Origin of the sequence: Rhizobium vallis (assembly GCF_003985155.1) — a bacterium.
In the GTDB taxonomy this organism is placed as follows: Bacteria; Pseudomonadota; Alphaproteobacteria; order Rhizobiales; family Rhizobiaceae; genus Rhizobium; species Rhizobium vallis.
This window is the reverse complement of sequence record NZ_ML133723.1, coordinates 1-10870: the sequence shown is the minus strand read 5'-3', so window position 1 is coordinate 10870 and position 10870 is coordinate 1. Positions and strand designations below refer to the sequence as shown.

Annotated in this window: 10 protein-coding genes and 1 pseudogene; 4 read left to right on the top strand and 7 right to left on the bottom strand. The window is 57.9% G+C overall.

Features of this window, described 5'->3' with window-relative positions:
• Positions 1 to 98: integrase core domain-containing protein (locus tag EFQ99_RS34550; RefSeq protein WP_155403616.1), on the top strand; the 98-nt coding region annotated here is incomplete at its 5' end.
• 205 nt (positions 99 to 303) lie between these two features.
• Here the strand turns inward: EFQ99_RS34550 and EFQ99_RS36410 are convergent.
• The 3 genes from EFQ99_RS36410 to EFQ99_RS36390 form a co-directional block, all read right to left on the bottom strand.
• On the bottom strand, positions 304 to 621 hold the full coding sequence (locus tag EFQ99_RS36410) for a MafI2 family immunity protein (RefSeq protein ID WP_126925322.1): 318 nt from the start codon (positions 619 to 621) through the stop codon (positions 304 to 306).
• Positions 622 to 682: 61 nt separating this feature from the next.
• On the bottom strand, positions 683 to 1498 hold the full coding sequence (locus EFQ99_RS34540) for a hypothetical protein (RefSeq protein ID WP_126925320.1): 816 nt from the start codon (positions 1496 to 1498) through the stop codon (positions 683 to 685).
• A 49-nt stretch (positions 1499 to 1547) separates the two neighbouring features.
• Positions 1548 to 2348 carry a thermonuclease family protein gene (locus EFQ99_RS36390; RefSeq protein ID WP_126925324.1) on the bottom strand — a complete coding sequence of 267 codons (801 nt, stop codon included), beginning with the start codon at positions 2346 to 2348 and terminating at the stop codon, positions 1548 to 1550.
• A gap of 273 nt (positions 2349 to 2621) precedes the next feature.
• Between EFQ99_RS36390 and EFQ99_RS34530 the strand changes: the two genes are divergently transcribed.
• Complete coding sequence (locus EFQ99_RS34530; RefSeq protein WP_126925318.1) at positions 2622 to 2981, top strand: hypothetical protein; 360 nt, start codon at positions 2622 to 2624, stop codon at positions 2979 to 2981.
• Between the two features lie 100 nt (positions 2982 to 3081).
• On the opposite strand, the pseudogene EFQ99_RS34525 reads toward EFQ99_RS34530, so the two are convergent.
• From EFQ99_RS34525 to EFQ99_RS34515, 3 genes and pseudogenes are all read right to left on the bottom strand, one after another.
• Positions 3082 to 6344, bottom strand: a pseudogene (locus EFQ99_RS34525) (error-prone DNA polymerase).
• Positions 6341 to 7855, bottom strand: a complete 1515-nt coding sequence (locus EFQ99_RS34520) for a Y-family DNA polymerase (protein WP_126925317.1) — start codon at positions 7853 to 7855, stop codon at positions 6341 to 6343. The pseudogene EFQ99_RS34525 and the gene EFQ99_RS34520 overlap by 4 nt, the downstream one beginning before the upstream one ends.
• Positions 7776 to 8531 carry an ImuA family protein gene (locus EFQ99_RS34515; RefSeq protein WP_126925315.1) on the bottom strand — a complete coding sequence of 252 codons (756 nt, stop codon included), beginning with the start codon at positions 8529 to 8531 and terminating at the stop codon, positions 7776 to 7778. Before EFQ99_RS34515 ends, EFQ99_RS34520 begins: the two co-directional genes overlap by 80 nt.
• Positions 8532 to 8725: 194 nt before the next feature.
• Here EFQ99_RS34515 and EFQ99_RS34510 point away from each other — a divergent pair, with 194 nt between their 5' ends.
• A complete protein-coding gene (locus EFQ99_RS34510) occupies positions 8726 to 9007 on the top strand; it encodes a hypothetical protein (protein ID WP_126925313.1) in 282 nt (93 codons plus the stop codon).
• Positions 9004 to 9393 (top strand): hypothetical protein, encoded by a 390-nt coding sequence (locus EFQ99_RS34505; RefSeq protein ID WP_126925311.1) that lies wholly within the window; start codon positions 9004 to 9006, stop codon positions 9391 to 9393. The genes EFQ99_RS34510 and EFQ99_RS34505 overlap by 4 nt, the downstream gene beginning before the upstream one ends.
• Positions 9394 to 9817: 424 nt before the next feature.
• On the opposite strand, the gene EFQ99_RS34500 is transcribed toward EFQ99_RS34505, so the two are convergent.
• Positions 9818 to 10870: calcium-binding protein (locus tag EFQ99_RS34500; RefSeq protein WP_208722857.1), on the bottom strand; the 1053-nt coding region annotated here is incomplete at its 5' end.

Here is a 10870-nt window from a genome sequence, read left to right as displayed (position 1 = left end):
TGCCGTTCTGGTTCGAGCATTACAACAATCTTCACCCGCACAGTGCTTTAGGATATCAATCGCCGCGCGAGTTCATCAGCTCGCAATCTCAAACCTGAGCATGTCCGGTCTTTTGGGGGCAACTCCACCCTGACCAAACGTTTGAGATTGAACAAGCAAAAACGTTGGACGGGCAAACCTGTTGCCATTGATCGCACGCTCTTCATTACCCGTTGCTAGCTGCCATCCGTTTCGGACAAGGCGTCAAACCGTCGGCCAAAGGTCCCTGTCATCGTCAACCGCGCGAGCCACCCCAGTTTTTGCTCAACTGTCATAGGCGTTTGGCTGAATTCGCTGGTAAACCCACCATCGCACGGCGACAGGAGCCTTCGGTCCACCTGAAGGAAGTGACGTAAAGACCGTCCTTATCGTTTCATCGCCGAAGTCCGCGACGACCTCAGATGCGACGACTTCCATACGCTCTCGATCTTCATCATTGAAGTCCGAGTCGACCAAGAATTCGAGGACAATCTCGTTGTCATTCCAGCCGCACGTAACAGCGGCTATTGCTGATGAGACTGCCCCAAGCAACGCGCGTTGCACGCTAAGTCGAAGTCTTATTTCTCGATCAGGTGTGGGCATCAAAACCTCTGCTATGGAGCGACTTTGCCGCAACATTCCGGCGGACTTTGTCAAATCCTGATCAGCTCGATGACCGCCAGCGAGACAGCAGGGTTCGAAGTCCATCGACCATGACCTGGTGCTGAGGAATCGCATCCTTATCGAAGATCAGCCACACGTACATTCGCAAATCCTTCAAATCGACATGTCCCTCGCATCTCTGCAATGGGGCATAACACTCGAACATGATGTCCTCGCGATCACCAAATTTGTACCAATACGTGGTCTGCAAGCTACCTATGGGAACGACCGTGTGCCAAAGGCCGTGCTCCTCGACGCTCCCCGGGGAGCGACCATCGAGATGGCTCCTCTCCGCTTCCCTTTTGATGGTGCCTCGCCTGTTCCGCAGGTCATCATCGTACCCAACGATCCAGAAAACCTCGACAACCGACTCGTCGGGTCCCGGATTGGGTCTGTCACGTTCCTTCGGTCGGTTTGTGTTTCCGATATTGCTGATCTCGCCCTCGGGTGCGTCGAGGCTGGGTATCCAATATTGGAGGCTGGCCTCTTTCCTTGCTGGGCAGTTGAAGCTCGTCGGATTTGGGCGACCATCATAATAGCCCCACGGGATGTCGTAAGGCTGCGAGGCAAGCATGACCCGGACCGGGTGGCTCAGCTCAATAAGTGAACGTCGCCGCCATAACAGCTCGCGTTCGGCAAATGTTGCGCCGGAATACCCATTGCTGCATGGCAGGCTATAAATTTCTTCCCTCGTTTCGTCTCTCCAAAGGGTCGCAATCGAACCATTGCTCGCCACCCGCAGCACCGAGACAGGAACGAGGCCCACGAACCAACAGAGTATCGCACAGAGGACAACGCTCAATATGAGATAGCTCATTGAGCGGAGAGGTTTCGATGGCCTGCTGCGAGAGGGTCCGTTCACTGCGTTATCCCTTGCACCAAGGCCGGGGCGCCGGCGGGCAGCTCGTTCTGCCACAGACGAAAGATACGGCAAGGCCCTCGCTGATTAGAATGCTGCCCACATCCTTCCCGTCCACCTGAAGCACCCCGCAGGAGCGGCCGAAATTGCACTCACTGGTGCCTTCTGTGTTTGGCGCACACGCACACGCGACTTTTGTCAGCTGGATACTGCCATGGGCGACCAGTTCCCGAAGGCGCGACGATGCCCGCTCTCCCAATTGACGTTCATACTCACACTGCGGCGAAAATTTCTCCGGCGTGTTGAAGCCGACCAACCGTGTGCCGGTGGCCTCGCCGACGACGTGGACGGTGTCCCCGTCAGTCACGGAAAACTCCTGCGTCTGCAATGCCCTCGTTGAGGTCGGAGTTGACTGAAATTGCCCTCGCCCAAGGTTGAACACCTGCTGACCGAGGGCCACGGCCGCCACGATCAGGAATCCAATGGCCAAATTTCGAAGACGCCATCTCAACCGTCGCCCTACCCAACCGAAACGAGGCCGGAACAATTTGCTCGGCTGTCGTCGAGGCGGATAGGCGGTGACCGTTCGTGGCGGCAACGCAATCACGTTATTCGGCCGCCCGAGAATTTCGAATATCTTCCGCCACTGTTTATCGGAAAGGCGAGCCTGTCCGCCTGACCGTTCGAGACGCGCGTGGATGTCGGTCAGAAACGTTCGCTGCCAGGGTGTCAGGTTCGGGCGAAGCAGTGCTGTTTCGACGTCTTTTCGGAGGTTTCCGTCGGGTCCATTGGTATTGCCACCTCTTATGAGTGAAGACAAAGTAGCTAGGGAGGTCGGAAAAAATGGTAAATCGTGAGCTATCAGGAGCCCGGCAAAAGGCAGATTTCGGCCCCAAAGCAGTAATCTGTAACGGCCGCCGCCCCGTCCAATCTGAGCTTCGACCAAAAGCGAGAGCGCACACTGGTAACGCTTCGCAAACGACAGGTCGGCAGGCCTGGATCATTACGGCCTTGGTTGAGACCTTTTTAACCGATGCATTGCAATACACTGTGAAAACAAGAGAATGCGTGGGGATACCGTTTGAAAAGCGCAATTTTGATTTTTGCTGGATTGTCGCTCAATTGTTCGACGGCAGCGGCCCAGGAACCGCAGGCGCATCCAATCCTGAGTAGAGAGCAGTTTCTGTCTTACGCCGCTGGCGCGGTCGTTGCAGGCATGTACTGCGGGAAACTCGAGTTGAACGCCGATTTCTTTTTGGGGTATGAATACGCTACCGGAGTTTATCCGCCCCTCGATCCCAACTTCAGGCCTGAGATGGCGCGGATTGAGAAGGACGCCAAAAGCGATCTCGATAGCTACTGTAAGATGGCACGACTGATGTTCTACAAGGGCAACAAACCTAAACCATTGGCAGCCCCTCTTCTGGTCGACAAGCAGTGACAGCGCCTTTCGTTGATTAGCTCTGGTGACCGCAATCGGCGCAAAGCTGCCATTCAAAACCGGGTTGACAGCGCGATGAACTGCAGAGCCAATGTTCCGTCTAATGGAAGTTTCGGCTCTTCACCTTGAGTTGATCGATATGCAGATCGGGAATGAAGATATCCCGCGACCTCATTCCTTGGCCCGACGGCTCGCGAGAGTCCGGCCTGCCGGGCGTTCCATGGCTGATTCATCTCCCCTTCCGGTCGGCAGCCGAAAATCCAGACCGCGATCAGCAAGATCATTGAGACTGCCGGACAAATCAAACAGCTGTTGAGCAACCAAGTGAACAACATCGCCCTCCCGCTGGATGCGGCCATTGATCGCCAGCATCGAAGCTCCGAGCGCAACCCGCCTCGACCGCTCGAACAGCTTGGGCCAGATGACGACGTTGGCAACACCCGTTTCGTCTTCAATGGTCATGAAGATCACGCCCTTCGCCGAGCCCGGCCGCTGACGAACGAGAACCAATCCGGCCGCCATCAGCCACCGGCCATCGCTGGCAGACATCGCTTCTGAGCAGCTGACGATCCGACGTTCCGTGAGTTCTCGTCGCATGAAGTTGACGGGGTGTTCGCGCAACGTCAGCCCGGTGTGCCCGTAGTCCAGGACCACGTTATGTCCCTGCGTCATCTGTCGGAGTTCGACCGCCGGTTCCTGCTGCTCGGCAATCGTTCTTGCCTCCCGCTCCGCAGCCGCCGCGAAGAGTGGCAAAGGCTCGTCTCTCAATGCCTTGATCGCCCAGAGCGCATCGCGCCGTTCGAGCCCAAGCGACGGCAGAAAAGCATCAGCCTCTGCCAACTCGACCAGCGATGCAGCGGGAACGCCAGACCGCCGCCACATGTCGTCGACGCTGTCGAAAGGCTGATCAGCACGGGCAGCAACGATCCGTGCAGCGTCTGATGTAGCCAGGCCGCGCACCATGCGCATTCCAAGTCGGACCGCGTGTCGGTCGGAGCCGTCGATGGGTTCCAACGTGCAATCCCATCGCGACCGGTTGATGCAAACGGGACGGACTTCCGCGCCGTGTTCTCGGGCGTCACGCACGATCTGGGCAGGCGCATAAAAACCCATCGGTTGGGAGTTTAGCAAAGCTGCGCAAAAGACATCTGGGAAATGGCATTTGATGTAGCTGGACGCATAGGCGATCAGGGCAAACGATGCGGCGTGGCTTTCAGGAAAGCCGTAGCTGCCGAAGCCTTCCAGCTGGCCGAAGGTGCGCTTCGCGAATTCTGGTGAGTAGCCGTTGCGGATCATGCCGGTCACCAGCTTTTCCTCGAAGCGTGAGACGCCTCCAGTGAACTTGAAGGTGGCCATAGATTTCCTGAGCTGATCGGCCTCCCCGCCCGTGAAACCCGCGCAGACCATGGCAACGCGCATGGCGCTTTCCTGAAACAGTGGCACGCCGAGCGTCTTGTGAAGGACAGCTTCCAGTTCAGGTGTCGGGTATTCGACCTTCTCCTTACCCTCCCGGCGGCGAAGATATGGATGGACCATATCTCCTTGAATTGGCCCAGGGCGCACGATGGCCACCTGGATCACCAGGTCATAAAAGGTCCGAGGCTTCAATCTCGGCAGCATCGACATCTGGGCCCGGCTCTCGATCTGGAAGGTTCCGAGTGTGTCGGCTTTGCGGATCATGGCATAGGTGACCGGATCCTCCTGAGGGATCGTCGCCAGATCGAGATCGATATCCTTCTCCTGCGCGAGGAACGCGAAGCTCTTGGACATGCAGGTCAACATGCCGAGCGCCAGCACGTCTACCTTCATGAATTTCAGCGCCTCGACATCGTCCTTGTCCCACTCGATGACCTGCCGATCCACCATCGATGCCGGTTCGATGGGCACAAGGTCGTCGAGCCTCTTATGGGTCAGAACGAAGCCGCCGGGGTGCTGACCCAGGTGGCGTGGGGCTCCCATCAGCTGCTGGGCCAATTGAAGCGTCAACGCCAGCCGCCGATCGTCGGGATTGAGATTGAGGTCCCTCACCTGCTTTTCGCCGACGGCTTCCGACCACGCCCAGACGCCCGATGACAGAGCCTTGATCAGGTCTTCGGGCAAGCCCAATGCCTTGCCGACATCGCGGATCGCGCCCTTGCTCCTATACCGCGTGACCGTGGCGCATAAAGCCGCCTTGTCGTGGCCGTAGGTTCGATAAATCCACTGGATGACCTCTTCCCGGCGCTCATGCTCGAAGTCGACGTCGATGTCCGGCGGCTCATCGCGCTCCCGGCTGACGAAACGCTCGAACAACAGGTCATTGGTTTCGGGATCGATGGAGGTGACGCCAAGGACGAAACAGACGGCTGAGTTCGCCGCCGATCCTCGCCCCTGACACAGGATGCCTTGGGATCGAGCATAGCGGACGATGGAAAATACCGTCAAAAAATAGGGGGCGTATCGCATCGTCTCGATCAACGCCAACTCATGCCGGATCGTCTTTTCGACATGGTCGGGCAATCCATCCGGATAGCGGGTCTTCACTCCTTCCCAAGTGTAGTGCTCCAACGATTGCTGGGCTGTCAGGCCGGGGATCAGGGCTTCCTCCGGATACTGGTAGGTCAATTCTTCCAGGCTGAAGCAACAGCGTTCGACAATCTCCATCGTCCTGGCCAGCGCCTCCGGATAACGCTGAAAGAGACGCTCCATTTCTTCCGGTGGTTTAAGAAATCGGTCGGCATGGCGTTCGCGCTCGAAGCCGACATCGTCGATGGTGGTTTTCGCTCTGATGCAGGTGACGACATCCTGGAGCTGGCGGCGGCCGGGTTCGTGAAACAGGACATCATTGGTGACAACGGTCTTCACCCGGTGCCGAGCAGCCATATTCGAGATTTCGTGCAACCGCATCTGGTCGTTCGGTCGTCGGCGCAGGCATAGCGAAACATATGCCCGGTCTCCGAAAACCTCGGCCATCTTACGGAGCTGGATCGCGCTGGTCTCGTCCGGCAGGTCTGGTACGAGGATGCCGATGAGACCTTCCGAATACATGGCGACATCGGCAAGGGTCAGGATGCACTTCGCCTTGCCGCCCCGCGATTTGCCAAGGGTCAGCAATCGTGTCAGCCGTGAATAGGCGGCCCGGTCCATCGGGTAGACCAAGATCGACATGCTGTCCTGCAGATCAAGGCGGCAGCCCACGACCAAACGGACGCCCGTCGCTCTCGACGCTTCCAGTGCACGAACGATACCAGCCAAAGAATTGCGGTCGACCACGCCCAGTGCTTCGATGCCCAGCTCCTTCGCCGTCGCGAACAGCTCATCCGCTGATGAGGCTCCGCGAAGGAAGCTGAAATGCGTGGTGACCTGGAGTTCCGCGTACCTCATGCGAAAACCCCATGGATGAACCACCGATGCGATCCGGTGTCCACGTCAACGCCGTCGCCTGATCTGTAAATCCAGTAGCGCTCGCCAGTCTCGTCCTCGACAGTGAAATAGTCGCGGACGGCGGCCCATTCGGACGTCCGCTGCCACCATTCGCCGAAGATGCGCTCAGGCCCGTCAGCTCGCTTCACACGCCGCCGCTTGCCACGCCAGCTAAACCAGACAGGTGGATGGTCGGGCAGCAGAGCCATGACCTCAATCAGTTCGGGTCGATCCATCAGGCGCACGGGACGCGGCCAGATTATCGGCCACGTTTGTCCGTCTTCCTCTGCAACAGGTGAGACCCGCTGCACTGAGCGCTCCGGCACGTCGCTTGCCACTGGTGCCAGACGATAAATGCGTTGCGTCCCACGATTACCCAGGACGTCGATCAGGGAGGTAACGTCGATGTCCGCAGCCTCCACAAGACTGGAAACGATCTGTCTGTCGTTCAGCGGCTCGACCATAGTGGCGGCAAGGCTGAGTTTCTCGATACCAAATCCTGGATCGATCTTTTCGATGCGATCATGAAGGAGCTTGATCAGCCAAGCGACATCTCGTACCGGCTTTGCTGTCCCCGCCCTGAGCGCTTGGATCGTGTTGTCGATGCGGTGAACAATCAGGTCCGTGCGCCTGACACCCAGCCCCTTGGCCTGCAGTTCGAGACAGAGCTTCGTCACAAGCCGCGAGATGTATTTTCCAATCGTCTCCGCAGCGCCAATCGGTTCAGCGAAGGCACGATGGACTTCAATGATCTCGGGACACCGGATCGGATCAATCGGCTCGGCAACCCGGCCGAACATCTGGTCAAGACGACGGCCGATCTCAGGGCCGAAACGAAGCGTCAGCGGGGCACGAGGCGTCGCAGCCAGTTCGCCGACCGTTTTGAAGCCCAATGTCCGCAGGCTCACTATCGTCTCCGCGTTCAGCCGCAGCGACGATATCGGAAGTCGGGCAACGGCATCAGCCATTCTTCCTGTCGGGATCACCTTGGTTTCGGCCGTCATGGATCGCGCCAGGCCGAAGGCGCCTCCCCAGCTATCTGCTACGACGGCACGGGCTGGCAGGCCGCGTGCACGAAATCGGTTCACGAGACCGGACAGCATCAGCTCTTCACCACCCTGAAGATGATCGGCTCCTTGCGTGTCCATTACGATGCCGTCCGGTGGGTCCATCGCCACTACCGGCGAATATTGAGACAGCGCCCAGAGCGTGAGGCGTTCGAGCGCAGCAAGATCGGCGGCAGGATCGGCGTCGACCATGTGGAGCCCCTGCACTAACGCCTGCGCTTTCGCAGCCGCCATACCTACGTGCAGGCCTAGCTTGGCGGCGTTCGCATCGACGGCCGACAGACAGCGTTTCGAGCCGCTCCTGGCGACAACAACGAGCGGCGTCTCAGCCGGTATGGACGGATCGGAGCGTCTTATACGATCCGTCGGCAGCGTCGGAAGAAATACTGATACGACCCTGACCATCACATGCACCTATAACGAAATCGGCACTCTCTCCTGCCTTCACCCTGATCAGTTCCGCCAGCCACCTTGCTCGGCCGACGCCTAGCACCGGAAGCGGTTCGGACGGCAGAACCGATATCCGCCATCGTGTTGCCGCCGCTGTCGGATGCCCGAAATCTCCAGCCTCGGTTTGCCTCCGCCATCTTCGGATAACGAGACCGATGGTGCCGGAGCCCTCTGCTGCAAGCTGTAGACGACGCGAAACCACCATTGGCAGGCGCACCGCTTCTCCAACCACCGCTCCGAGACCACCGAAACGAAGGGCCTCTTCGAAGCTTTCGAGCACGTAGTCTTCCTTGATCGCCTCGACATAGATCACCCGATCAGGATGGAGGCCGACTTGGGCCAGCGCCGGAGCGAATAGGTCTGGCCGCGCTAAGCACCAGACAACCTTGCCCTTCGTCCGAGCAGCAATCCCCGCCGCAAACAGAGCGGCCGCAGCCCCATCAACCGCCCCTGCTCCGCCTCCGGCAAATTCGTGGATCGCGCCATAGGCCAAACCCCCGCCGGGCAGCCGTTCGTCGATCTCGCAAACCCCAAACGGCAGGACCGTTTTAGGGCGAGCCACCGCGCCTTCGAGATGCTGGATGCGATCTCGAAGCTTGGAAATGATCGCGTTCGCCGCTGTCTGCGCCATTCGGAGCCTTCGTCAAAATCGGGTTTTCATCTCACCCGAAAGCGAGTATGTTCCCTTTTTGTTCCTTATCGGAATATGAGTCAATGTGCATGCGCTGGCGAGTAGCGAGTGAACTGCAACCTAGTCGGACGCCGTTGAAGCCGAAGTTCGAATGGATTCAAACGGCTAATTGAGAATCGCCACCTGGCGCTAAAATGTCATCGATGAGAAAATATACCTATGACGATCTGACCACGCTCCGCGATTTTCGAGCGCCTGTCATCACTGTCGCGTGCAGAAGCTGTGACCGCACTGGCGAACTGGATCGAAAGAAGCTGGTAAAACTCCATGGCGCGAGCCTCACCATCGGACAGCTTCGCCGCAGGCTCGCGCTCGGTTGCGGCAACATGAACGGTGAAGACGGCGTCGACCGATGCGGAGCCTGGTTCCCTTGTCTCGTCGACGCCGGGGTTGAAGAACAGGAGAAAATCGGATGATAGAGAATGTAACCTCTTTCGACGAAAGCCTGCAGAAGCTGGTGGAAACGCCCTTTGGCACTTCTGCCGAGGAGCTTCGTATCACCGCGATTGGATCGAAAATCGAATTCGCCAAGGGTGAGCTTCAGACGGTCCAAGCCTATATCGATGTGGTCTATGCAGGGAAGATCGTAGTGACCACTGACGACGGGAGCGAACTGGCCACCGACCCTCTCGCGCATCTTGGCAGCGTCCTTTCAAACTACGAGCAGATGTTGTTCGATCAGATCGCCGAGCTTGAATATCAGCAGGAGATGCTGCTCTTTCCGCCAGACGACGAAGAAGACGCTGAAGACGATGGACTTTCCTATAACCAGGACACCGCATTGACGCCAAGGACGTCGTGAAACTCGGCAACGCAAGGTCATTCATGTCGACATCGAGCCTTTTACGCATTCGTCGAAAAACGCGACAATCCCGACCTTGTGGAAGTTGCGGAATTCTCGCGACATTTGATCCGTCGTTTTAACCCGGCAAAAACGACCGGCGTCTATGGATGTCTCTAGTACCGTGTGAGGTGGCCGTTGAGCGCTTTAACTCGTCAAGGTTTTGTTGGCCTCATCCGCACTGCGAAGAGCCGTCGTCGTTGCGGCTCGAGTCCTCGACATCAAACGAGAAACCTCGTGCGCGATCTTCCACCCGATGGATACTGTGCGCCCAGCGCGCTGGGCGCACAGAACTTCCAAAAGGCCCCGTCAGGCCGGAACGCGGGAATGAGGTTCAGTCCGGCTGCTCTCGGAAAACCACCTCGTTACGCAATCGCAAACCGCCTCAGCCAAACAAGAAGTCGCCCGAGTTGAAATTTGCAAGCCCGCCGAGCGTGGTGATGTTGTCGAATTCAGCGACCAGCACCGCCCCGCCGGCTGAACTTGGGTTCTGATCGTAGTAGACCGCCGCATGGCCGAGATCCGTATTGTGGAACACGAACAATGCCCCTGTGGTGATGTTGCTGTAACCATTGATGGTGCTCTGGACGGTTGCGTTCGTGACGCTCACGTCCGTTTTGACGGCAACCTCCGTTCCGGCAACATTGATCGTGCCGTTATTCCCCACCTTCACATTGTCCACGCTTGTATTGTTGTTGCCGACGGCGAACTCGAACGTGCCGCCTCCGACGTCCAACTGGAACCTGTCCACGGTTGTGCTATTCGTCCCAGCATTGAAGTCAGTCATATGGTTCGTGGTGGCGGCGAACTTTTGCAAAAAGAAGGTGTCATTTCCCACGCCGCCGGTCAGAGTGTTGTTGCCAGCACCACCGTTTAGGGTGTCGTTGCCGTCTTGGCCGAAAAGAGTGTCGTCACCTCCCAGCCCAAACATCATATCGTTACCGCCACCGCCGTAGAGCACATCGTCGCCCGTTCCACCGGTCGGATTATCCACTGAGTTGCCATTGCCACCGGTGATAATTGTGAACGTCTCGGTCTTTTCGAAGGCCGGGCCTATAGGATCACCGGTCTGCGTTGCCGTTACCATCACTGAGAATGTACTGTTCGTCGATAGCGCATCCGAATGAAGCGTATTGCCGGTTATCGAGAACAAGCCCGGATTTGACTGCGAGGCAATGCTGAAGTTGAATCCCCCTGAGTCGGGATCAGTCGCCGTCAGCAGCCCACTGAACTCAAAACTATTGAAGTTGACGTTGTCAGCTGGAACGGAGGGTGTCAGCTTAATGTCGATGGGTGCCTGCCGAGCTGGTCCGTCATCTGCGCCGGTGATGGCGACGACGATATTGTGGTTGGCCGTGCCGTCGAGCGAGCTGACGCTCAGCGTGTCGCTGACCGCATCACCCTGGTTGAGCGCCTGCGTCGCTGCCCGGTTATTGTC

Coding starts and splice junctions, on each gene's coding strand:
- EFQ99_RS36410 (WP_126925322.1), bottom strand. CDS start 621: ATGCCCACACCTGATCGAGAAATAAGACTTCGACTTAGCGTGCAACGC.
- EFQ99_RS34540 (WP_126925320.1), bottom strand. CDS start 1,498: ATGAGCTATCTCATATTGAGCGTTGTCCTCTGTGCGATACTCTGTTGG.
- EFQ99_RS34520 (WP_126925317.1), bottom strand. CDS start 7,855: ATGGTCAGGGTCGTATCAGTATTTCTTCCGACGCTGCCGACGGATCGT.
- EFQ99_RS34515 (WP_126925315.1), bottom strand. CDS start 8,531: ATGGCGCAGACAGCGGCGAACGCGATCATTTCCAAGCTTCGAGATCGC.
- EFQ99_RS34510 (WP_126925313.1), top strand. CDS start 8,726: ATGTCATCGATGAGAAAATATACCTATGACGATCTGACCACGCTCCGC.
- EFQ99_RS34505 (WP_126925311.1), top strand. CDS start 9,004: ATGATAGAGAATGTAACCTCTTTCGACGAAAGCCTGCAGAAGCTGGTG.